Origin of the sequence: Paenibacillus nanchangensis (genome assembly GCF_046543445.1) — a bacterium.
GTDB classification, from domain to species: Bacteria; Bacillota; Bacilli; order Paenibacillales; family Paenibacillaceae; genus Paenibacillus_AQ; species Paenibacillus_AQ nanchangensis.
In genome coordinates, this window is record NZ_JBHOFD010000021.1 from 1 (window position 1) to 23,452 (window position 23,452).

General features: G+C 54.9%; 21 protein-coding genes. 17 read left to right on the plus strand and 4 right to left on the minus strand.

Annotation, left to right across the window (positions count from 1 at the left end; genetic code table 11):
* Positions 1-145: 145 nt before the first annotated feature.
* From ACE6ED_RS17210 to yajC, 8 genes are all read left to right on the plus strand, one after another.
* Positions 146-919 carry a BofC C-terminal domain-containing protein gene (locus tag ACE6ED_RS17210; RefSeq protein ID WP_410828448.1) on the plus strand — a complete coding sequence of 258 codons (774 nt, stop codon included), beginning with the start codon at positions 146-148 and terminating at the stop codon, positions 917-919.
* A gap of 313 nt (positions 920-1,232) precedes the next feature.
* On the plus strand, positions 1,233-1,736 hold the full coding sequence (gene ruvC / locus ACE6ED_RS17215) for a crossover junction endodeoxyribonuclease RuvC (RefSeq protein WP_410828449.1): 504 nt from the start codon (positions 1,233-1,235) through the stop codon (positions 1,734-1,736).
* Positions 1,733-2,347 carry a Holliday junction branch migration protein RuvA gene (ruvA, locus tag ACE6ED_RS17220; RefSeq protein WP_410828450.1) on the plus strand — a complete coding sequence of 205 codons (615 nt, stop codon included), beginning with the start codon at positions 1,733-1,735 and terminating at the stop codon, positions 2,345-2,347. The genes ruvC and ruvA overlap by 4 nt, the downstream gene beginning before the upstream one ends.
* An 18-nt stretch (positions 2,348-2,365) precedes the next feature.
* A complete protein-coding gene (gene ruvB, locus ACE6ED_RS17225) occupies positions 2,366-3,373 on the plus strand; it encodes a Holliday junction branch migration DNA helicase RuvB (RefSeq protein ID WP_410828451.1) in 1,008 nt (335 codons plus the stop codon).
* Positions 3,374-3,402: 29 nt separating this feature from the next.
* A complete protein-coding gene (locus ACE6ED_RS17230; protein ID WP_410828452.1) occupies positions 3,403-5,496 on the plus strand; it encodes a SpoIID/LytB domain-containing protein in 2,094 nt (697 codons plus the stop codon).
* 25 nt (positions 5,497-5,521) lie between these two features.
* A complete protein-coding gene (queA, locus tag ACE6ED_RS17235) occupies positions 5,522-6,550 on the plus strand; it encodes a tRNA preQ1(34) S-adenosylmethionine ribosyltransferase-isomerase QueA (protein WP_410828453.1) in 1,029 nt (342 codons plus the stop codon).
* A gap of 20 nt (positions 6,551-6,570) precedes the next feature.
* Positions 6,571-7,707, plus strand: coding sequence for a tRNA guanosine(34) transglycosylase Tgt (gene tgt, locus ACE6ED_RS17240; RefSeq protein ID WP_410828454.1), 1,137 nt, complete (start codon positions 6,571-6,573; stop codon positions 7,705-7,707).
* Positions 7,708-7,765: 58 nt separating this feature from the next.
* Entirely contained in the window at positions 7,766-8,071 is a 306-nt protein-coding gene (gene yajC / locus ACE6ED_RS17245; protein ID WP_410828455.1) for a preprotein translocase subunit YajC, read from the plus strand.
* Positions 8,072-8,289: 218 nt separating this feature from the next.
* Here yajC and ACE6ED_RS17250 read toward each other — a convergent pair whose 3' ends face one another.
* A complete protein-coding gene (locus ACE6ED_RS17250; protein ID WP_410828456.1) occupies positions 8,290-9,126 on the minus strand; it encodes a phosphatase PAP2 family protein in 837 nt (278 codons plus the stop codon).
* Between the two features lie 106 nt (positions 9,127-9,232).
* Positions 9,233-9,625 (minus strand): TIGR04086 family membrane protein, encoded by a 393-nt coding sequence (locus tag ACE6ED_RS17255; protein ID WP_410828457.1) that lies wholly within the window; start codon positions 9,623-9,625, stop codon positions 9,233-9,235.
* Between the two features lie 223 nt (positions 9,626-9,848).
* On the opposite strand from ACE6ED_RS17255, the gene ACE6ED_RS17260 reads away from it, so the two are divergent.
* Positions 9,849-10,577 carry a DUF421 domain-containing protein gene (locus ACE6ED_RS17260; RefSeq protein WP_410828458.1) on the plus strand — a complete coding sequence of 243 codons (729 nt, stop codon included), beginning with the start codon at positions 9,849-9,851 and terminating at the stop codon, positions 10,575-10,577.
* A 5-nt stretch (positions 10,578-10,582) separates the two neighbouring features.
* On the opposite strand, the gene ACE6ED_RS17265 is transcribed toward ACE6ED_RS17260, so the two are convergent.
* Positions 10,583-12,217, minus strand: coding sequence for a putative polysaccharide biosynthesis protein (locus ACE6ED_RS17265; protein ID WP_410828459.1), 1,635 nt, complete (start codon positions 12,215-12,217; stop codon positions 10,583-10,585).
* Positions 12,218-12,410: 193 nt separating this feature from the next.
* Between ACE6ED_RS17265 and ACE6ED_RS17270 the strand changes: the two genes are divergently transcribed.
* From ACE6ED_RS17270 to ACE6ED_RS17300, 7 genes are all read left to right on the plus strand, one after another.
* On the plus strand, positions 12,411-12,662 hold the full coding sequence (locus ACE6ED_RS17270; RefSeq protein ID WP_410828554.1) for a post-transcriptional regulator: 252 nt from the start codon (positions 12,411-12,413) through the stop codon (positions 12,660-12,662).
* A 72-nt stretch (positions 12,663-12,734) separates the two neighbouring features.
* Positions 12,735-12,887 (plus strand): hypothetical protein, encoded by a 153-nt coding sequence (locus ACE6ED_RS17275; protein ID WP_410828460.1) that lies wholly within the window; start codon positions 12,735-12,737, stop codon positions 12,885-12,887.
* Between the two features lie 296 nt (positions 12,888-13,183).
* On the plus strand, positions 13,184-14,434 hold the full coding sequence (gene secD / locus ACE6ED_RS17280; protein WP_410828461.1) for a protein translocase subunit SecD: 1,251 nt from the start codon (positions 13,184-13,186) through the stop codon (positions 14,432-14,434).
* A complete protein-coding gene (secF, locus tag ACE6ED_RS17285) occupies positions 14,424-15,326 on the plus strand; it encodes a protein translocase subunit SecF (protein ID WP_410828462.1) in 903 nt (300 codons plus the stop codon). The genes secD and secF overlap by 11 nt, the downstream gene beginning before the upstream one ends.
* Positions 15,327-15,444: 118 nt before the next feature.
* The gene (locus ACE6ED_RS17290; protein ID WP_410828463.1) at positions 15,445-16,410 is read left to right on the plus strand and encodes a cation diffusion facilitator family transporter; all 966 of its coding nucleotides are present in this window, start codon (positions 15,445-15,447) and stop codon (positions 16,408-16,410) included.
* Positions 16,411-16,444: 34 nt separating this feature from the next.
* A complete protein-coding gene (recJ, locus tag ACE6ED_RS17295; protein ID WP_410828464.1) occupies positions 16,445-18,844 on the plus strand; it encodes a single-stranded-DNA-specific exonuclease RecJ in 2,400 nt (799 codons plus the stop codon).
* A 70-nt stretch (positions 18,845-18,914) separates the two neighbouring features.
* Entirely contained in the window at positions 18,915-19,433 is a 519-nt protein-coding gene (locus tag ACE6ED_RS17300) for an adenine phosphoribosyltransferase (protein WP_410828465.1), read from the plus strand.
* A 203-nt stretch (positions 19,434-19,636) separates the two neighbouring features.
* On the opposite strand, the gene uraA is transcribed toward ACE6ED_RS17300, so the two are convergent.
* Complete coding sequence (gene uraA, locus ACE6ED_RS17305) at positions 19,637-20,938, minus strand: uracil permease (RefSeq protein ID WP_410828466.1); 1,302 nt, start codon at positions 20,936-20,938, stop codon at positions 19,637-19,639.
* Between the two features lie 324 nt (positions 20,939-21,262).
* Between uraA and ACE6ED_RS17310 the strand changes: the two genes are divergently transcribed.
* Positions 21,263-23,449, plus strand: coding sequence for a RelA/SpoT family protein (locus ACE6ED_RS17310; protein WP_410828467.1), 2,187 nt, complete (start codon positions 21,263-21,265; stop codon positions 23,447-23,449).
* Positions 23,450-23,452: the final 3 nt, after the last annotated feature.

Sequence of the window (23,452 nt, forward strand, 5' to 3'; positions counted from 1 at the left end):
TCACTCGAATATAAACAGGCTCATCGTATTGCTGATGCAATCGGTGAGCCTTTTTTGTTTTGCACGTTAACGTCTTGGAAATTTGCGCATAATTCATCGCCCCGCCAGGCATGATATAGGAAAAAGCAGAATAGAAGGGATAATCGTGAACGCATCTCGATTGAAAAAACAACTATGGCGGCGGTGGAGACGCTGGAAAAAGGCCCCGTGGGTAGTGGGCGCCGTCCTCGCCGCAGGGGTGATCGCCTGGTCGGCTGTAGTGCTGCCCGGCCGGATGACCCGTCTTTTGTCGGCGGTCCCGTCCGCGGCGGACCCGGCGTTCCGGACGGCGATGGAGTCCGGATTCGCGGACAATGCGCTGCCCGTCTTCCACAGCGCAGCGGAACAAAAGATGCAGGCCGCAGGGCCATCCGGCGACGAGGATCCGCGCAATGGGACGACAGGGATCATCAGCCTGCATGATTTGCGGCATGTCGTTCAATCCGCCGGGGTACCCCGTGTCGTGCATCTAAAGACTACGTATTTGTGCGGCGAGGAAATTGTGACGTTCAGCGGAAAAAAGACGCCCGGCGAGTTGGGCGAACTGATCGACCGCCATCCGGAAGCAGCGGCGTGGATTGGCCGCGGCGGCGATGTTTGGCTCAGCGAACGGGTGGATGACCTGTCGCCGGATTGCAAACGCGACGCCTACATCGGCGTGAACGGACAAGGCCAACTGAGTCTGTTTAAGGGCCCGCCGGAGCAGGAGGAGGTTATCCGGACTTTTTTCCAGATGGACATGGGGTCGATGAAATCGTCGCTGCCTGAAGAGGTATGGAAGGAGCTGCAGCGTGGTATTCGCGTTAAGGACGCTGATGAATACAACAGCGTTTTATCCACGTTCAGCGATTATGCCGTCGGACGGGGAGAGCATATGTAGCCGGGCAGTTAAGAAGCATGTGTGGGTGAGCAGTTTAGAGCACATGTGGGCGAGCGGTTTAGAGACAAAGGTGGATCAGCCGTTTAGAGACATAAGTAGGCGGTTGTTTGGAATAACGAAAAGTCCGCAGGATTCGGCGTTTGCCGTACCTGCGGGCTTTTTGGCGTCTAGCGGTTTCTTGTAAACTTTATCGTCCCTTGAGGTATAAATTTTGCTATAATGGTAGGAAGGAATACATATGTTCGCTTGACGCATAAGTAACCTAATCAGACAGATCGGGACATCCCTGAATCAGATAGAGGAGAGATAGGCTTTGCGCATCTTAGGAATCGACCCGGGACTCGCCATCGTCGGCTTCGGATTCGTGGACAAGGAAGGCCACAGGCTGACGCCCGTACAATACGGCTGCATTCAAACGGAGGCCCATACGCCGGATGAAGAGCGGCTTCTGCATGTTTATGAGGGGATGCTCCAGCTGATCGACAAATATAAGCCGGACGCCGTGGCGATGGAGAAGCTGTATTTTGCACGCAACGTTACGACGGCGCTGCCGGTTGCCCAAGCCAGAGGTGTGATGGTGCTGGCGGCGGTTCAGCGGAATTTGCCCATAGCGGAATATACGCCGATGCAGGTCAAACAAGCCATTGTCGGTTACGGCAAAGCAGAGAAGAAACAAGTGCAGGAGATGGTGCGGATGTTCTTGAAGCTGGCTGCGGTGCCGAAGCCCGACGACGTGGCGGACGCGCTGGCGGTCGCCATCTGCCATGCCCATTCCTACACGCTTAATTCCAAACTGAACGGAGCACTGCGAAAATGATTGATTTTTTGAGAGGACCCGTGGTGGTTCTGGAATCGGAATATATCGTCCTGGACGTGCAGGGCGTCGGTTACCGGGTGTTTTGCCCGAATCCCTATGCTTTTGCCAAAACAGAAGGACCGGTTACGGTCTTTACGCACCATCACGTCAGAGAAGATGCGATCCTGCTGTTTGGATTTGCGACACGGGAGGAACAAAAGCTGTTCCGCAAGCTGATTGAAGTGTCGGGCATCGGTCCGCGGGTGGCCCTTGGCATCTTGGCGGGAGGCACGCCGGATCATGTCATTTCCGCGATTTATCAGGAGAACCTGACGTTCCTGACGAAGCTCCCGGGCATCGGCAAAAAGACGGCGCAGCGGATGATTTTGGATTTGAAAGACAAGCTTGACGGCCTCAGCAGCGTGCCGATTCAGACAGGGCTGTTCGCCATCCCCGAAGCGGCAGACGAAGGGGAACTGCCTTGGCGCGAAGCCCGCGACGGCCTAAAGGCGCTGGGTTATACCGAAACCGAGCTGGACCGGGTTTGGCTTAGTCTCAAGCAGGAAGGCGAAGACTTTGGTTCGGTCGACGTGCTGATGAAGAAAGCGCTGAAGCGGCTGTACGCAGGTTAAGAAACGGGGGCGAATGCAATGGACGACCGGATCATATCCGCAAATTTAATGATGGATGATCAGGCGGTGGAGCTGAGTCTGCGTCCCCGCTATTTAAATGAATATATCGGACAAAATCAAGTCAAAGAAAACCTGAAGGTGTATATCGAAGCGGCCAAAATGCGCAACGAAGCGCTGGACCATGTGCTGCTTTACGGACCGCCGGGTCTGGGCAAAACAACGCTAGCGAACATTATCGCCAATGAGCTGGGCGTTAATCTTCGGACGACGTCCGGTCCCGCCATCGAACGCCCGGGCGATCTCGCCGCGCTGCTGACCAATCTGCAGCAGGGGGATGTCCTGTTCATCGACGAGATCCACAGGCTGCACCGGACCGTGGAAGAGGTGCTGTATCCGGCGATGGAGGATTTTGCGCTGGATATCATGATTGGCAAGGGGCCAAGTGCAAGGTCAGTCCGGCTGGATTTGCCGCCTTTTACGCTTGTTGGAGCGACAACGCGGGCCGGTCTGCTGTCCGCCCCGCTGCGCGACCGCTTTGGCGTAGTCAGCAGGCTGGAATTTTATTCGGTTGACGAGCTGAGTTTTATCGTCTCGCGCGGAGCCGATATCCTGGGCATCGACATTGTCGGCGGCGCTGCGGACGAGATTGCATTGCGGTCGCGCGGTACTCCAAGGATCGCGAACCGCCTGCTGAAGCGGGTGCGCGATTTTGCCCAGGTCCGGGGAGACGGGATCATCACACCCGAAATAACGGCCCAGGCGGTGGAACTGCTTCAAGTCGATCCGCGCGGGCTGGATCAAATCGATCATAAGATGCTGCGGTCCATGATCACCAGCTTCCGGGGAGGTCCCGTTGGACTGGATACGATTGCCGCAACCATTGGGGAAGAAAGTCAGACGATTGAAGACGTGTATGAGCCTTATCTGCTGCAAATCGGATTTTTGCAGCGTACGCCAAGAGGCCGGGTCGTCACGCCGGCGGCCTACCACCATTTGGGACTTCCGGTTCCTCCGGATCCGTCCTGATTCACAAATGACAACGGGAGGCGGATGGAATGATACATCGATGGCGGCAATGGGGCAAAGGAGCCCGGGTAATGGGAACGGTGCTGCTGGCTGCGGCAATTGGGGCAGCCGGCGTTTGGGCCAACCCGCCGCAGGCGCACGCGGAAGGCGATCAGACAATCCGGGTGGCGCTTTTTGCCGATATTGGCAGCAAATATAAATTAACCGTGCCTACGGTTACCCTGCAGTCCAAGCAGGCTTGGTCGATTGGCGCTGCCGCGGGATCTTCGCGAGCGCTTGAAGTTACAGGCGGCAGCACGGTGCGTGTAAGTCTTGACGGATACCGGGTCAAAGTGATGGAGACTTCCTCCTGGGATACGGCTGCTGCTGCCGCAAAAAAGCTGCAGTCGACCAGCGATAAACCGCTGCTGTTCCTGACGTCCAAAAAAGGAACGGCGGTATACCAGCTTTATACCGGCATGTATGCCAGCGAAAGCGCGGCAAGCAGCGCAGCGGCGCGCGTCGCCAAAGCCGGCATTTCGCTGCCGGAAGGGCAGTCGCCCGGAGTAAAAGGAAACCGCCACTTGTCGGCGGGACGGTACGCTACGCGGGCGGAAGCCGATCTGGCGCGGACTTCGGTCAGCGGAGCGGGATTCGATGCGGCGACGGTGCTGATGAACGACGGCCAGTTTGAGGTATGGATCGGCGAAGCGGCGAACGACGCGGATTTATCCGCGCTGCAAAGCGAAGTTCAGACTGCGCTGCCAGAGCTGATGCTTTCGCCAGTCGGCTCTAATGTGAATGCGCTGATTCTGCGCGTCGATGCCGGACTGGACTGGAACGCGGAACGGCAGGCGGCCCATTATGCGCTTGCGGGCAGCAAACCGGTGTTTATCGCTTCAGGCAATAATGAAGGCATTCAGGTGGAAGAGCGTTCCAAACGGATATACCGCGGAAATATCGAATTAAGTGCACTGAATGGCTCTTTATCCGTTATTAATGTGGTTCCATTAGAGCAGTATTTGTATTCCGTTGTCGGAGCGGAGGTATCCCCTTCCTGGCCTAAGGAATCGCTGAAAGCGCAGGCGGTTGCCGCGCGCAGCTACGCCTTGTCCCAAGGGAACCGGTTTGATGTGGCCCATGTGGTCGATACGACGCTCAGCCAGGTGTACAACGGCGTAAGCTCGGAAGCCAAAAGCATCGTCGAAGCGGTGGATGCCACGGCCGGCGAAGTCCTGATGAGCGGAGGCAAAATCGTCGAAGCGGTATTCTCGTCGAACAGCGGCGGCGCTACGGCGGACCCGTCCGAGGTATGGAACAGCGGCGGAGAGATGTTTGCCAGCGTAGCCAGCCCGGGCGACGTTTCCGCGACTGCATCGGCCAAAAGCTGGTACCAGATTATGCTGGAGAACGGCGCATCCGGTTATGTTCGCGAGGACAATGTGAAGCTGACGGATGATAAAAGCGCGGCTGGGTTATCCCAGCTTACTGCCACGGTAAAAGACGTCAATGTGCGGCCGATTCCGGCTATCCAGCAGGACGTGAACCCTGTCGGCAAACTGAATCCCGGGGAGCGGGCGGTGGTGCTCGGCAAAACGGAAGAATCGGGCAGCTATAGCTGGGTGAGAGGACCTTACACCTCTGCGGAGCTGGTCAAGTTTCTATCGGGCAAAGCCACCGGCGTGCCTTCGTCAATCACGTCGCTGGAGGTATCGGCACGGGGGCCGTCGGGCCGGGTGACCGAGGTCAAAGCCAATGGTACGGTGCTGAAGGTGAAGTATCCCGACTTGTTCCGTTCGGCTTTTGGCGGACTGCCCAGTACGCTGTTTGATATTGTTCCGGCCGGCGGTTATACTGTACTAGGCTCGGGCGGGACGGCCGCCTCGATGAGCGGTTCTTCCAAGCCCGCCATCCTTTCCGCGTCGGGGACCAGCGAAGGCCCGGCGAGCGGTATGCTCATCATGAACGGCAATGGACAAGCCAGAGCCGCCAGCTCCGGTTCGGGTTATCTGTTTGTCGGCAAAGGCTATGGACACGGCCTCGGCATGTCGCAGTGGGGAGCCAAAGGGATGGCCGATGAAGGGTATGATTATAAACAGATTTTGCAACACTACTACCGGAACGTAACGATAACCAAGCCATAAACGCTTGAAGTAAGGACTGAAACGAATGAATGTCAACATGTATGATTTTGAACTGCCCGACGAGCTGATTGCCCAGACGCCGCTTGCTTCGCGGAGCGCATCCCGGCTGCTTGCGCTGAACAAGACGACAGGCGAAATCTCGCATGGGCAGTTTACCGATATTATGGACCATCTTCAGCCTGGAGATACGCTTGTGCTGAACGACACCCGGGTCATTCCGGCCCGGCTGTTTGGCGTCAAAGCGGATACCGGCGCCAAGGCGGAAGTGCTGCTGCTAAAGAATCTGGGCGACGACCGCTGGGAGGCGCTCGTAAAACCCGGCAAAAAACTCAAAGCCGGATCCGTAATTATTTTTGGCGATGAACTCCGCGCGGAGGTTGAAGAGGAAGGCGAGATGGGCGGCCGGACGCTGCGTTTCCGGTACGAGGGGATTTTTCAGGAGATACTGGACCGCCTCGGCACGATGCCGCTCCCGCCTTACATCAAGGAACACTTGGACGACAAGGAACGGTACCAGACGGTGTACGCCCGGCATGAAGGTTCGGCGGCAGCGCCGACGGCGGGGCTGCATTTTACACAGGAGCTGCTGGATGGCCTGCAGGCAAAAGGCGTTCAAATCGCCTATATCACCCTGCATGTTGGACTAGGGACGTTCCGTCCGGTCTCCGTTGATAACGTTGAAGAGCACGTAATGCATTCGGAATATTACATTCTAAATGAAGAGACCGCGGAGCTGCTGAACCGGACCAAAGCTGCCGGAGGACGGATTGTTGCCGTCGGCACCACTTCCTGCCGTACGCTGGAAACGGCCGGCGGCCGCTCGGAAGACGGAAAGCTGTCGGCGTGCAGCGGCTGGACGGATATTTTTATTTATCCTGGATATGAATTCAAGGTTGTAGACTCGCTGATTACGAACTTCCATCTCCCCAAATCAACGCTTGTGATGCTGGTCAGCGCGCTGGCCGGGAGAGAAAACATTCTGGCCGCTTATCATGAAGCGATTGAACGGCGGTACCGCTTCTTCAGCTTCGGAGACGCCATGTATATTTATTAAGATCGGGAAAGGAACGAACAATGGCTGCTATCACCTATGAACATATAAAGACCTGCAAACAATCCGGAGCGAGACTGGGGAAGGTGCATACCCCGCATGGTACGATCGAGACGCCGACTTTTATGCCTGTCGGCACGCTGGCTACCGTCAAAACGATGAGCCCGGAAGAACTGAAAGAAATGGATGCGCAGATCATCCTCAGCAATACGTACCATCTGTTTCTCCGTCCGGGACACGACATCGTCCGCGAAGCGGGCGGTCTGCATAAATTCATGAACTGGGACCGGCCGATCCTGACCGACAGCGGCGGTTTCCAGGTGTTTTCGCTCAGCGAGATGCGTAAAATTTCGGAAGAAGGCGTGCATTTCCGCTCGCATCTGAACGGGGATAAGCTGTTCCTGTCGCCTGAGGTGGCAATGGAGATCCAGAATGCGCTCGGTTCCGATATTATGATGGCTTTTGATGAATGTCCGCCTTACCCTGCCGAATACGATTATGTAAAAAAATCGACCGAACGCACTTCCCGCTGGGCGGAGCGCTGCCTGAAAGCACACGGCCGTCCGCAGGACCAAGGGCTGTTTGGCATTGTTCAAGGCGGAATGTATGAGGATCTCCGCAAGCAAAGCGCGCGAGATTTGACTTCCATGGATTTCCCGGGGTATGCTATTGGTGGACTGAGTGTCGGGGAATCCAAGCAGGTCATGTACGAGGTGCTGGATTACACGGTTCCGCTGCTGCCGCAGAACAAACCCCGTTATTTGATGGGAGTAGGTTCGCCTGACGCGCTGCTGGAAGGGGCGATCCGCGGAGTGGATATGTTCGACTGCGTGCTTCCCACTCGTATAGCCCGGAACGGCACCACGATGACCAGCCAAGGCCGGCTTGTGGTACGCAACGCCCAGTATGCCCGGGATTTCGGGCCGCTGGATCCGGAATGCGACTGCTACACGTGCCGGAACTATTCGCGCGCTTATTTGAGACACTTAATCAAGAGTGACGAAACGTTCGGGCTGCGGCTTACGACCTATCATAACTTGCATTTCCTGTTGAATTTAATGCGGAATGTACGCCAGGCGATCCGGGAAGACCGGCTGCTTGATTTCCGTGATGAATTTTTCACACAATACGGCTTGCACGACAATGACAAAGGCTTCTAAACGTTCATTGCTCTGACAGCAATATAAGGTAAGCGATACCAAGTAAAGGGGGGAGAACATGTTTCAATATTTAGCGAATCCTGCTCAGCCGACAGGGGGACTTCTGCAGCTTATTATTCCATTCGTGCTGATGTTCGTCATTTTCTATTTCCTGCTGATTCGTCCGCAGCAAAAGAAAACGAAAGCCCGCAACGCAATGCTCCGCGCATTGTCCAAGGGAGACAAAGTCGTAACGATCGGCGGACTGCACGGTACAATCGTGGAGATTACTGACGATATCGTTGTACTCCGCGTTAATGATGTGACGAAGCTGACGTTTGACCGTGGTTCAATCAGCCATGGCGTAACCGGCGACAGTAAATAACCGTCCGGCAATGACAGAACATACCCGGTTCAACCGGCGAACGCGGTGCCTCTTGTGAGATGGCACGGCGGTATCCATAGAACAAAGACAAGGAGCGCCTCCCATCACGGGAAGGCGCTCCTTGTCTTGTATCGGCTTATGCCGGAATCCAGCCGGCCGACCGGCTGATTATCGTTAGGTGCTGTTGTTACACGGAACAGCTTGGTTGGCCGCTTATCTTATCTCCAGTTTGAAACCCGGCTGGTCAAGGGAAGCTTTTCTTCGTTACGCAGCGTAAGCGCACTGAGTTTGACGCCGAGCGTCGAAGCCAGTACGGCAAGCAGAACGCCGCCCGTCATATCCGTAAGCCAATGAATGCCCAGATAAAAAATGCCGAATACAATCAAGCACGCCGACACGGCTGTGATCGCCATCCAGCGCCGGTTGCCCGAACGGAAGGCAAGCAGGGCAGTGGTGACCGAAATGGAAGTATGCAGGCTGGGAAAACAGTTGTTCAACCCGGAGAGCGCACGGTATTCCTGCTCAAACCTGGGGAATGCATCTAGCATGACAAAACGGACATCGGCGGGAGCGTAAGCCCAGACTTCGTTAACCGGGAAATACAGATAAAACGGAATGGCCACAAGATAGTTAATTAGGATCGCATAGCAGGTGGCGTACAGCATGAGCCGGTTTCGTCCAATCGCATACACGCCAAGCGAAGCGGCCAAGACAGATTGAAGCATAAAGATATAAAAGAATACAATAACCGGCGTCAGCCAAGGCGTAACAAAAAGCTCTTGAAGGTGATGCACGAATTTGCCTTCCACCCCGAACACGAACGGCGTATAGTCGGCCGAAAGGTTCATTTTGCGTTCAATCGCAAGCTCGTATTTATTGAACGCGAGCACCCCGAGCATGCCTGCGAACAAAAGTAGAAATTTATAAGACTTAAACAATTCCTTCCCGAGGACAGGTACTGCTGCCAAGGGGTTACGTCCTGACCCGAACCAGATCAGCACGACTACGGTAATTACCGTAAATAAAGAGATCATCTCCATGGATTGGTAAAGCACAAAACTGAAGCCTCCTTAATTCTCTGCCTGACGTCAAAGCGACATACACAGTTTATCACATTCGGCCGCCGAAGGATTCAGTTTTTTTGCCCGCCAGGGGGACGCTCTAACGTTTCCCGAGATTCACACCAAACATACCGCCCAGACAGCCGAGCAGAGCTGCCCCCGCCACCCATAACAGATCGGCTGCTTTTAGAGCGGTGTCCAGTGCAAGAAACCCGACTGTCAGCACCGCGGCCCCATACAGCAGGCCAGTCATGCCGCCCTGATACCAGCCTTTCCGTTCCGAACGTTTACCCGCCGTACCGCCGCCAAGCAGCGCGGCCAATCCGTGTACAATGTAGGTGTACAGGGACAGATCGCCTTCTTCCAGTCCGCTCCCCCACAGCAGCACCGACAGGACAAAAGCGCCCAGAAACATCAGCACAAACGAACGGAGCAGACCGGATAGCACGGGACTTGCAATTCTCCAAGCGAACAGCCTTCGGATCAAATACATCGTCAAAACCCCCCTGGCGCATGATTTGGACAAGTCTTGCATCTTCTCTCATTTTATGGGCGAGAGCCGGCGGTTAGTACCGCAAGTAAAGGAGATCCTTTGATTTACCAGTAATTAATACACTGGGTTTCGCATGTTCCTTTCCCAGCCAGGCCAGAATAGGGTTACCGCTTCAAGCACAAAACCAATTCTGCGGCTAAAGACCGTTTAAGGGGAGATAACCATGTTCCGGCATATATCTGCGCATGTGTCGCTAACGCTGTTGATGTATCTCTTCACATTCCTTAGTCTGCGTGTGATGGGGAAACGGGAAATTGCCCAGCTGTCGGTGCTTGATCTTGTCATCTCCATTATGATTGCAGAGACAGGGGTTTTCGTCATTGAAGATATTGAGCGTCCAATTACCGACGGCCTTGTTCCGATGGTTACGCTTGTGTTAATTCAGGTGCTGCTTGCCTGGATTAGTCTCAAAAGCCGGCGTTTTCGGCTCTGGCTCGACGGCAAACCAAGCATTATCGTCTCCGAAGGTAAGTTGCACCGGGGCGAGATGCGGAAACAGCGCTACAATCTGGACGACCTGTTGGTTCAACTGCGTGAGCAGAATATCCACACCCCGGCGGATGTGGAATTTGCCATTCTGGAGCCGACAGGCAAGCTTACCGTAATTGATAAGAGCGTAGAGCGGCCGACGAACAAGCCAAGGACATTTTCCGCCGGCAAGCCGGGAAATATTAAGCTCCCTCTAACCAAAATTCGTTATGAAGGCCTTCCGATCCCGCTCATCATGGATGGGGTAGTGCAGGACAAAAATCTCGAAATGATCGGTAAAACCCGATTTTGGCTGAGGACGCAAATCCGGCAGAAAGGCGTTGCCGATTTCCGTGATGTGTTCCTGTGCACGGTGGACTACAAGGGCAAAATGTACATTGATCCGATGCGGAACAAAAAATAGAGCGTTCAGCGGCGGCGGCGGAACAGCGGCAGCCGCTCGAAGTCGCGCAGAGAAAATAATCCGCCAAGAAGGCCGATGCCGGTATACAGTGCGGTGCCCGCGCCGGAGGCCAGCACGAACTGCAGCCACTGCGTACCCGCGAACGGCAGCGAGGCGTACATATATTTGACGCCGGCGGCCATGATGATCATTGCAGTCAGCGTCTTCAAAAGATCCGAAGGCCGCAGCCGCAGCTTTAGCGTTCTTACTGTACTCCAGCCGTGGAGGATGGTGACGAGCACGCCGTTCACGATGATCGCTATGATTGCGCCGTAAATTCCGTATTCCGGCTGGGACGCAAGCAGGAGGATCAACGCGATTTTGACGACTGCTCCAACAAGCGTATTGACCAGCGCCCGGCCCGCCTTGTCCATCGCCTGCAATGCGGCCTGAAGCGGCGCTTGTACATAGAGGAACAAAGCAAAAGGAGCCATCAGCCGGAGCATCGGCGCTGTTGACGCGTTTCCGTACATCAGTGTACACAGCGGGTCTGCCAGAATGTACATCAACACGACAAAGGGCGCGCCGGTAACCAAGGCCAGGCGAAGCGCCTGGTGCATGCGTTTATGCACCGACTCCATATCCTGACGGGCCGCCGCCTCCGAAAGGGACGGAACAAGCGATACGGCCAGCGAGGAGGTTAATGCGCCGGGCAGCAGCAGCAGCGGGATCACCATACCCTGCAACGACCCATATTGGGCCGTGGCCGCCGCGGTCGCAATGCCGGCCAGCGCCAGGCTGCGTGCGGTAATGACCGATTCCAGCAGATACGAGAAGGAGCCGATCAATCTCCCCGTGGTAACGGGAACGGAGATACCGATCAAACGTCTGATCAAAGAACGGGGTGCGGCCGATTGAGGCTGCTCCTCCTTGTCCGATACGGGAAGGCCCGGTGAAGCAGGATCTCCGGATTGGGCTTGGGAGCCGCCCGCCGGCACCTGAGGTTTGTTTGCAGCCGACCGGAAACGCGAGTACTGCCACAGCAGAATGGCCATGCCCGCCAGTTCCCCCACAGCGACGCCCAGCATGGCGCCGGCTGCGCCGAATGCCAGCCCTTTTGGAATCAGCAGCCAAGAGAACCACAGCATGAAGACAATCCGGACGAGCGTTTCTATCACCGAGGATACCGCGGAAGGAATCATGTTTTGTTTGCCCTGAAAATATCCCCGGTAGACCGAGGAGACGGCAATAATGCTCAGCATGGGGATCATCGCGATAAACGTATAATATACCCTGCTGTCCGTCAGCAGCCGCGTTGAAACCCAGGACGATCCGGCGAGTCCGATCGCGCTGAACACAATGCCGAGCCCTACGCTTATCGTCATCCCTGTCTTCAAGATCCGGGCGGAGTCTTCCTCGCGGCCCGCCGATTCCGCTTCGGCTACCAGCTTGGCGATGGCCAGCGGAAGGCCGCCGGAAATGAGAGTTACCAGGACTAGAAAAAAGGGATAGCCAAGCTGATACAGTCCCACGCCTTCGGCGCCGATGATCCGGGGAAGGGCGATCCGGGGGATAAACCCAAGCATCCGGTTTACGATCCCGGCGGCGAGCAGGATCAGTGTTCCCTGGATAAAGGTCTGTTTGTTTAAAGGTCGTTTCAATGTCATTCCTTCTTCCGGTATGAAGTAAGACAACCGTCGGGACCTGTCTCCTTAATCGATATGCGGAACCTGTCCTCCCGCATGACTCCGATTTTGGGATAAGATAAATTTTCGGGCAGGGAGGCAGGAAAGCAGGGAAGGGCAGCGAATACATACGTTGAAAGACAGCAAGACTGCCGGGAGGTGCCGATTGATGGATGCTGAGGAGTGGAGCCAGGCCGACCTGGACAGGGAGATTGAGGCGATGTGCCGCAGCAAGGCGGAGGAATTCCGTCTGATGGGCTACGAATACGTGACAGGCAAAGAAATTTGGAATTGTGTCAGCCGCAATTACGCGAAAGAAGGCACGCCGCCGCTGCATAAGCTGGTGAGCGACATTTATTCGCTAAAAGCGACAAGCTATATGAACTATCTGACCATCTCCGCTTACAAAGGATCCTTTTGATTCCGCGTAAGCGGTTTTTTTGTGCTGTGGGCTTTTCCTGATGCACCGGGGGCTGAGGAGGAAAGCGGAGGAATGAACAACATGCCGCAACATGCCGCAACATGCCGCAACATGCCGCTAAATGTTCCGCGCAAAGGCTTGCTGGATGTGCTGCTGCATGTGCTGGGTTGTCATCGTTTTGACACTAGCAGTCTTTGCATTTTTTTGCACAAAGGCGTAAAGTAAAGGGGCCAGGCAGTCATCCGTTTTTGCGGAAAACTCAATAAAGACGCGTCTTTCAGCAGGGAAGGCTCATGAAATAAACTGCAAAATAGACAACGGCAGGATCGTAGGCCGATTTGATTGAGAAAGTTCCCTTACTTAGAACCTGGAAGAGCTTCGTCCGGGGCCGGGGAAACGTTTTGAAACCGCCTTATTTGCAGGCGGGGACGGCTTTTTCGGTAAATATTGAAGAATTGACGGTCTTTTGGCGCATGGCTATAATAGGAATATTGAGTAACGAAAGGGGAACTAGCAAGACCATGAAAAGACTTGTCAGCTTCATAGCGATCGTGCTTGTCCTGACCGGGGTAATGGCTGTGACCACTCCCGGATTATTGGATAGAGTGCGGCTGGGTCTGGACTTGAAGGGCGGGTTTGAGATTTTGTATCAGGCTCAACCGTCCGAGCTTGGCCAGGAAGTGACCCGTGCTTCCCTGCTGCAGACCGCCGCCAGCCTTGAGCGACGCGCCAATGTGCTTGGAACCAGCGAGCCCGAGGTCACAACAGAAGGCACGGACCGCATCCGTCTGAAAATCGCCGGCGTGACCGACGAGAAGGAAGTGCGCTCCAAGATGAAGGAGCCGGCGGTACTGACATTCCGCAGTGCGGCCGAAGGCGACCCGGCGGGAACGTACAGCAAAATTGAGATGGTAGGCAGCGATTTCGTCGAGAACGGCGCGCAGCTGGGCCGCGACAATCTGAATCAGCCTGAGATCAGCATCAAGGTAAAGGATAAGGAAAAGTTCGCGGAAATCACGCAGCGCCTTTTGGGCAAGGAACTGGCGATCTATCTCGATGAAACGCCGCTTTCCACTCCGGTAGTCCGGGCGGTTCTGACCGATGGTTCGGCTTCCATTTCCGGTAACTACACACTGGAGGAAGCCCGGGAATTGACGGACACGATCAATTTGGGGGCGCTCCCCCTGAAGCTGACAGAGAAATATTCACAGAGCGTCGGTGCGACGCTTGGACAGCAGTCGCTGGAGCAGACGATCCAAGCTGGCCTTATCGCTTCGGCTCTGATTCTGCTGTTTATGGTTGGAATGTACAAGCTTCCGGGTCTGCTGGCCAGCTTTGCGCTGATTCTGCACACCTGGCTGCTGATTCTGGTATTTGTACTGGCGGACTTCACGCTTACCCTTCCCGGTATCGCCGCCTTTATACTGGGGATCGGGATGGCGGTTGACGCCAATATCATCACTCAGGAACGGATTAAAGAAGAAATCAAGAGCGGCAAGAGCATTATGTCCTCCGTCAAGGCGGGCAGCAAGTCGTCTTTCCGCACGGTAATGGATGCCAACATTACTACGATTATCGTTGCGGCCGTCATGTTCGCATACGGTACAGGCGCGGTTAAAGGCTTCGCGATTATCCTGATCGTGGAAATCGTGCTCAGTATCCTTACGAACCTGTATTTCTCCCGTTATCTCCTGAACCTGCTGGTTAAAGCGGGAACCCTCAGCAAGCCGAAGCAATTCGGGGTAAAGGAGAGTGACATCCATGCGCTTTAAAAAAGAGCTGGATTACGTACATCTCAGTAAATACTTTTATACGTTTTCCATTATAATAACGATTCTTGGCGTGCTGTTTCTGGCTATCTTTGGTCTGAACTACAGCGTTGATTTTAAAGCAGGTTCCAATGTGGACGTTTCTTTGACCAAAAACCTGTCCAAAGAGCAGGTGGCCACCGCTTTGAAAGAGGCGGGCATCAAGCAGGAGCCAAGCATTACGACAGGCGACAAACGGGTAAATATCCGCTTTGAGGAAGTTCTGACCGAACAGCACGATACAGAAGTCAAGAATGCTCTGACAAAGCTCGATAACAAAGCATCCTTCGAGATCAACACCGTCGACACCGAGATGGCCAAAGAACTGGCACGGAACGCTATTTACGCCGTGCTGCTCTCCTGTCTGGGGATTATCATTTATGTGGGGATCCGATTCGAGTGGCGGTTCGGACTTGCGGCGATTATTGCGCTTTTGCACGATGCGTTTATTGTCGTTTCCGTTTTCTCCATCCTGAGACTGGAAGTCGATTTGACGTTCATTATTGCGGTGTTGACCATCATCGGTTACTCGATTAATGACACGATCGTTATTTTTGACCGGATTCGCGAAAATTTGCGTTTCGGCAAACAAAAGTCCTATCAAGACCTGAAGGATTTGGTCAACCGTAGTGTCTCCCAGACCGTAATGCGCTCGTTGTACACGGCGCTGACGGTATTTATCGCCGCATTTTTCCTGTTCATAATGGGCGGCGAATCCATCCGGATGTTCTCGCTGGCCATGGTTATCGGCCTTCTGTCCGGCGCTTATTCCTCCATCTTCATCGCAAGCCCGCTGTGGCTGCTGCTGAAGAAGAACCAGAAGACAAAGGTCAAGAGCAAGCCGGCCAAGGCTTAAATATGACTGCTGCGATCAAGCCGTGTCCATGTGACGCGGCTTGATTAAATCTTGGATGTTCCGTATTATGCCGCTGTTGTCAACATGAATGAACTGTCGCTTTAAGGGGGGCACAGGAATGAACAGACCGCTGCCGTCAAGAGAAAAAACGTCCTGGATAGGGATATCCGGCGAATGCGTTCTGGCAATCGTTAAAGGAAGCGTCGGCTTTGTAACAGGCAGCAAGGCGCTGATTGGCGATGCGATCTATACCGGGGCGGACGCAGCCGCCAAAGCCGCCGAATATCTGCCGGGAAGATTCCGTGCAGCGGCCGGCCGTTCCAAAACCGGGCAGGCATCCCTTCCGGAAGCGGAGCGAAAAGAACCGATTCCCGCCATTTTATTATCTGTTTTAATTTTTATCAGCGGATTACAGATTATTTTTTCGGCGGTCCGCGATTTGACCGACCGGCAGCTTGAGGCCCCGGGGCAGCATGCGCTTACTGCGGTGCTGCTGGCATATGTGGCGGGCGAGATTTTGTTCCAGTTTCAATTCCGCGCGCTCAAGAATCGGGGAGACGGCAGTCATGCAGTATATGCCAATCATCACCGCTACAGCCTTTATACTACGTTAACCGTTATGATCGGCATTGCCTTATCCATGACCGGAGGGTACCTGGACCTGCATCCGCTGCTTTATTCCGACCCGATTGCCGGACTGCTGGCAGGGTGTCTGGTGCTGCGGCGGGGGTACGTGCTGGTAACCGGCGTTCTTGAGGATATCTCCGCTCAGGAACTGCCGCATAAAGATACGGCTGCCTTTCTGGAGACGGTGCAAAGAGTTCATGGCGTCATACGCGTCAATGAACTTAAAGCAAGGGAACGGGGCAGATATTTGAAGCTGCGCGTCAAAATCAGCGTTAATCCCCGCATTACCGTGCTGGAGGCTCAGGAAATTGCGGAATGCGCCCGCAAGCTGCTGCTTACCCGTTTTGTTCATGTCAATGAGGTGCAGATGGAAGTTGTGCCTTACGATTCGGGTTACCCGTATAAGAGCAATAATGAAATGATTGAAGCAAACGATATTCCGACATTGCTTCAGTAGCCTGCTGAAACACGCGAAAGAAAGGTGAGCTGTATTGCTCCATTCGAAATACAAGTGGAACTCTCCGGAAGCCGATCCCGCTTTAAGCCGGGAACTGGCCCGGAGCCTTTCTGTTTCTCCTGTTCTGGCTTCCTTACTGGTCAACCGGGGAATCCGGACGGCTGAAGAAGCTCATGCCTTCATAAACGGATCGGCGGAGCACAGCCATGATCCGTTTCTGCTCCGGGGGATGTCCGAAGCGGTTGCCAGAATCCGCAGCGCGCTGGATAACGGCGAGCATATTCTTATCTACGGCGACTATGACGCCGACGGTGTGTCCAGCACGTCCTTAATGATGCTTTTGCTGCGCCATTGCAAGGCATCCTTTGATATCTATATTCCCCATCGCCAGAATGAAGGATACGGACTGCACAACCATGCGATTGACTGGGCGCTGCAGCAAGGGGTAACCCTTATTGTAACGGTGGATACAGGCATCAGTGCGGTAGAACAAATCGCCTATGCCAACGAGCTTGGAATCGATGTAGTCGTTACGGACCACCATGAGCCGCCGCCGGTTCTTCCGGATGCTTATGCGCTTGTGAATCCGAAGCTGCCTGGCTGCCCCTATCCGTTCAAAGGACTAGCGGGCGTTGGCGTTGCTTTTAAGTTGGCCGAAGCATTGCTCTCAGGCGATGTGCCTGAGGCTTGGACGCAAATTGCGGCGATCGGCACCATCGCCGATTTGATGCCGCTGACCGGTGAGAACCGGGAAATCGTCCGCAGAGGGCTGTCCAGTATGCGGCAGTCCGCGTTCCCCGGGGTGCGGGCGCTGCTGGAGGTCAGCGGGGTGAATGTACAGACCGTAAATTCAATTAATATCGCCTTTGGGCTGGCGCCGCGTATTAATGCAAGCGGAAGGCTGGATCATGCAGGACGGGCTGTCGCCCTGCTGACGACAGAGTCAGCGGACGAGGCGGCGGCACTGGCGGATGAGCTGGATATGCTGAACAAGGAGCGGCAGCTCGTGGTGGAGCGGATTGTCTCGGAAGCCTCCGCCCGGCTGGAGCTGGTGAGCGATGAAGAGCTTCCGCCGGTGCTTGTGCTTGCTGGCGAAGGCTGGAATGTCGGAGTGGTGGGGATTGTCGCCTCCAAGCTGCTTGAGCGGTATTACAGGCCTGTCGTCATTCTTGATATCCATCCCGAAACGGGCATGTGTAAAGGGTCCGCTCGTTCTATCCCCGGGTTCGATATCTATGCGGCATTATCCTCCTGCTCGCATCTGATGGACCATTTTGGCGGCCATCTAGCCGCGGCGGGCATGAGCCTTCACCGCGATTCCCTGGATGCCTTCTCCGAAGCTCTCTCGGCGTTTGCGGGAGCTGTGCTGAAGCCGGAGCATTTTGAGCCGGTGACTGAGGCGGACGGGGAATATGCGCTCGAACAATTGACGCTGGAAGCGGCGGATGAGTTGGAGAAGCTGTCCCCCTACGGCATGGCCAATCCCAGTCCCCGGTTTATCGTCCGCGGCGCCCTGGTGCGCGAAGTGCGGACGATGGGGCGGGATAACCGCCATCTAAAGCTTGTGCTGCAGCAGGGACGATCTGCGATTGAGACCGTGGCTTTCGGTAAAGGGGAGCTTGCGGGGCTGCTGCCTGCGGGAACACGAGTGGATATTTTGGCAGAGCTGTCGGTTAATGAGTGGAATGGCCAGCGCAAACCGCAGCTGATGCTGCAGGACTTGGCTGTACCCGAAACGCAGCTATTCGATCTGCGGAACGCTCCGGATGCGGTCCGGCAGGCGGAACGGATAGCCGGGCTGCTGCGGGCATGCACCGGACCGGTTCCAATGCGGGCCGCTGCGGTGTGCAAACCGGAGCGGCGGCCGGGAACAACCGAATTGAAAGGAATGACCCTTTGGGTATATGATAAGGAGGCCGGAATTGTTCCTGCTGAAGCTTCTTCCGCGGAGGAAACACAGGAACGTATTCATCTGTTGTGCCTGCTGGATATGCCAGAGACGCCGGAACAGCTGGATGCCGTACTATCCGTCTTCTCGAATGCGGAAAATGTGGCGTTGCTGCATTCGGCGCGGGACAGCCGGGAACGGCTTCAAACTCCGACACGCGAGCATTTTAAGCATCTCTACAAACAGCTGGCCGCTGCCGCGGCCGAACCGGTGCCTGAACGGGACACGGTGCTGCGGTTCAGCAGAGTGCTTGGAGTCAGCCCAAGGATGGTTGGCATGATGCTCGATGTGTTTGAAGAGCTGGAATTCATCGGCCGGGAGCGGGGGCAGGTACGGTTTTTGCCGCAGCCTGCGGCTAAAAGTCTAACCGCTTCGCGCAACTTCGTCCGTTTGGGCGAACTCGCCGAAATGGAGCAGCTCTTTATCGAAGCCAGTCCCGCACAGTTGTGGGAGTGGCTGCAGTCCCGGAGCCTGGGCGCTTCCTGATTCATCAAGTACAAAAGCGGCAACAGTGGGCGGAGGCGCAAAGCTCCGCGAATTTTAGGAGGAGATACATTTGGATTTGAAAGACAGCATTCGGGTTGTACCCGATTTTCCGCAGCCGGGCATCAGCTTCAAGGACATTACCACGCTGCTCAAGGACGGAGTTTTGTACCGTCAGGCAATCGATGAGATGAAACAAAAGGTAGCCCATCTTAAGATCGATCTGATTGCCGGTCCGGAAGCGCGCGGTTTTGTAGTTGGCGCTCCTCTTGCGTATGCGCTCGGCGTGGGTTTTGTCCCGATTCGCAAGAGCGGAAAGCTGCCTTATGAAACGATCGAAGTAGGTTATGACCTGGAGTACGGCAAGGACAAGCTGGCAATGCATACCGACGCGATTTCGCCGGGGCAAAACGTGCTGATCGCCGACGATCTGCTTGCGACAGGCGGCACGATCTCCACAGCGGTTAACCTGGTCCGCCAGCTTGGCGGCCATGTTGTGGGCGCAGCCTTCCTGATTGAGCTGGAAGCGCTGAACGGCCGGAGCAAGCTTCCCGATGTGGATGTCATGTCCCTGATTACTTACCAGGACTAAGCCTTGCAATTAGGCCGGGTTTGCAGTACATGCTATTTTCCGGGAAATAATCAAGCGGATCACCGCAGACGGAAAGTTCGCTTTTATTGAACGAGCAGACAGCTTGCCGGGCTGGATTACAAAAGATCGCCATATAGCACAAAAGACAGTTTCCCTGCTTTCGCGGCGGAAACTGTCTTTTTATACCTGCAAACGGATGTGGTTTAATCGGGGGTCTTCTCCGTCATTTCCGGCTGGTCGTTGGACAAGCCCAGGACTTCAATCAGCTTGAAGAACAGGGAGAGCACAATTCCGACAATGGTAGCGAGTGCCATACCTTTCAATTCCACGCCGGCAATGGTCAACTTCGCTCCGCTGATGCCGACTACAAGTACAAGCGTCGCCATAATCATGTTGGTCGCTTTCGAGAAATCAACCTTCTGTTCGACAAAAATACGGAGACCGGAAGCGGCAATAACGCCGAAGAGCAGCAGGGAGACACCGCCCATAACCGGCTGTGGAATATTGGCGATTACCGAAGAAAAGGTGCCCGAGAACGACAGCAGAATGGCGATAACCGCCGCGCCGCCGATCACATAAATCGAATACACTTTTGTAAGCGCCATGACGCCGATGTTTTCGCCATAAGTCGTGTTGGGCGTTGAGCCGAAGAAACCGGATAAAACGGTTGAAATGCCGTTACCCATCAGCGAACGGTCCAAGCCGGGATCTTTGGATAAATCTTTGCCGACAATGTTGCTCGTGACGAGCAGGTGGCCGATATGCTCCACAATAACGACAAGCGAGACGGGAATAATAGTGAATATCACGGTAGTATCCCAGGAAGGAGTGGTAAGCGTAGGGGCGGAAAAGAAACTCGCACCCGAAATCGCGCCGGTGTTCACTTCGCCCATCAGATAAGCGAGCACATACCCGGTTACGATACCGATCAAAATGTGGATGATTTTGGGGAATCCGCGGAACAATACCGCACCGATTACTGTAACGCCGAGCGTCACCATCGACAGGGTAATTGCACTGCCGTTTGGCGTCCAGTCCGCTGCGCCTTCCGGAGCGATCAGGCCGGCCATCCGTGCAGCGACGGGAACGAGCTCAAGTCCGATCGTGGCGACGATCGCGCCCATAACCGCCGGAGGGAATACGACGTCGATCCAGCCGGTGCCGGCAAAACGGACCACAAGCGCAACAAGCGCAAAGATTACGCCGGTTACGATAAACGCGCCGAGCGCCAGCGAATAACCGTTATCCGGATGCTCCTTCAGTACTGACAGTACCGGTGAAATAAAAGCAAAGCTGGAGCCAAGATAAGCGGGGATTTTGCCGCGGCAGATCAAAATGTAAAGCAGTGTGCCGATTCCGTTCATCAGCAGGATCATGCCGGGGTCGACACCAAACAGGTTGGGCACCAGCACGGTGCTGCCGAACATGGCGAACAAATGCTGCAGGCTGAGCAGGAAGCCCGGGCCCCAAGGCAGCTTTTCATGGACTTGAATTTCCCGTTGCAATGGATTCACTTCTTTCTGTATCAGTTTTTTGCCGTTTTTCACGCCTTTACTAGATTAAATAGTATGCTGCAATTTTTCAACAACATTTTCATTTTCTCCGGGCAAAATTTGTCCGTTCTTTGGCGAATGAAAAGACCGCGCCGCGTCAAGTGTTGACGTAAGGTTCGGCAAGCGTCATAATAGGAAGCAACTTCGATTCCGGAGCCGTTTTTTTGTCATTCCAAGGCATATCCAGTAAGTGGAAATCTAACGTAAAGGAACCTGCACCATTTGGCATGCATGCGGGTTCATTTTATTATAGAAAGGAAACGGAACTAAGCGAGTATGGGCATAGAGCGATTACTTGAAAAGGCGGGAGCCTACATACAAGACAAGGATCTTCTACGCATCCGGGAAGCCTATGAGTTTGCGGACCACGCGCACCATGGTCAAATCCGGAAGTCGGGAGAGCCTTATATATTGCATCCGCTTGCGGTCGCGGAAATTGTCGTTAATATGCAGATGGATGTCATCTCCATTATTGCGGCTCTTCTGCATGATGTCGTCGAGGATACGACGGTATCGCTGGAGCAGATCCGCGCAAGCTTCGGCGATACATGCGCCATGCTCGTGGACGGTCTGACCAAGCTGGAACGGATTCGTTTCCGCTCCAAGGAAGAGCAGCAGAACGAGAACTACCGCAAGATGTTTATCGCCATGGCGCAGGACATTCGCGTCATTGTGATCAAGCTGGCGGACCGTCTGCACAATATGCGCACGCTGAAATATCAGTCAGAGGAGAGCCAGCGGCGAATTTCTTATGAGACACTGGAGATCTTTTGTCCGATTGCGGACCGTCTCGGGATCTCGGCGATCAAATGGGAAATGGAGGACATTGCTCTCCGTTATTTGAATCCGCAGCAGTATTACCGGATCGCCAATCTGATGCATAAGAAGCGGGCGGAACGCGAGCAGTTTATCGACAGCGTAATTAGCCGTATCCGCGCGAAACTCGACGAAATGGGCATTTCGGGCGATTTGTCCGGACGTCCCAAGCATATATACAGCGTCTACAACAAAATGACGACAAAAAACAAACAGTTCAACGAGATATACGATCTGCTTGCCATCCGTATTATTGTGGAGAATATCAAGGACTGTTATGCCACGCTCGGCATTATCCATACGTTGTGGAAGCCGATGCCGGGACGGTTCAAGGACTATATCGCCATGCCCAAAGCGAATATGTATCAATCGCTGCACACGACCGTGGTAGGGCCGGGCGGCGAACCGACCGAAGTACAAATCCGGACGTGGGAAATGCACCGGACCGCGGAATTCGGGATCGCGGCGCATTGGGCGTATAAGGAAGGCAGCGGGGCCCCCGTCAATCCGGAGAACCGGATGCCTTTTTTTCGCGAGATTCTGGAGCTGCAGCATGAGGCCAAAGACGCATCCGAATTCGTGGAATCGCTCAAAATGGACTTTTTCTCCGACCTTGTCTTTGTATTCACCCCCAAAGGCGAGGTTATTGAACTGCCTGCGGGATCGGTGCCGCTGGATTTTGCGTTCCGGATTCACACCGAGGTCGGCAACCGGACGATTGGCGCGAAGGTCAACGGGCGGATCGTTCCGCTGGACCACAAGCTGAAGACGGGCGATATTGTGGAGATTCTTACCTCCAAGCACTCCTATGGACCAAGCCGGGATTGGCTGAAGATTGCGCAGTCCTCCCATGCCCGGAGCAAAATCAAGCAGTGGTTCAAGAAAGAAAAACGCGAAGAAAACGTGGAAAAAGGCCGCGAATCGATCGAACGGGAGCTGAAGCGGCTGGGCCTTGAGCCTTCCGATTGGACGAGCGACGAGAAGCTGCTGGAAGCGGCGAAGCGGTTCGCTTTTAACGATATCGACGATATGCTGTCTGCAGTCGGCTTTGGCGGCGTTACCGCCGCGCAGGTCACCTCCAAGCTGACCGAGAAGCTCCGCAGGGAGCAGGAGGAAGCCGCGAACCACCTGGAGCTGACACCGGCGCTTAAGGAGATCAAAGCGTCGCCTGCCGGCGAGAAGCGGACCCAGCCGACGAACGGCGTCCGGGTCAAAGGTATCGACAACCTGCTGGTACGTTTTGCGCGCTGCTGCAATCCCGTGCCCGGCGACGACATTGTGGGCTACGTGACCCGCGGCCGCGGCGTCTCTGTGCACCGGACGGACTGCCCGAACATCAAGGCGGATCTGGACGGGGAAGAAGCGGCGCGCGTGATCGAAGTCGAGTGGGAAGGCAGTATGGAAGCCAACTACAGCGTGGACATCGAGATTACCGGGCACGACCGGAACGGGCTTTTGAACGAAGTGCTGCAGGCGGTTTCCGAAAGCAAAACAAATATTTCGGCCGTCACCGGACGGTCTGACAAAAACAAGATGGCGATGATCCATATGACCATTCTTATCCGGAACACGGATCACCTGCAGTCGGTGGTTGACCGGGTCAAACGGGTGAAGGATGTGTACACCGTCCATCGGATTATGCAGTAAAAC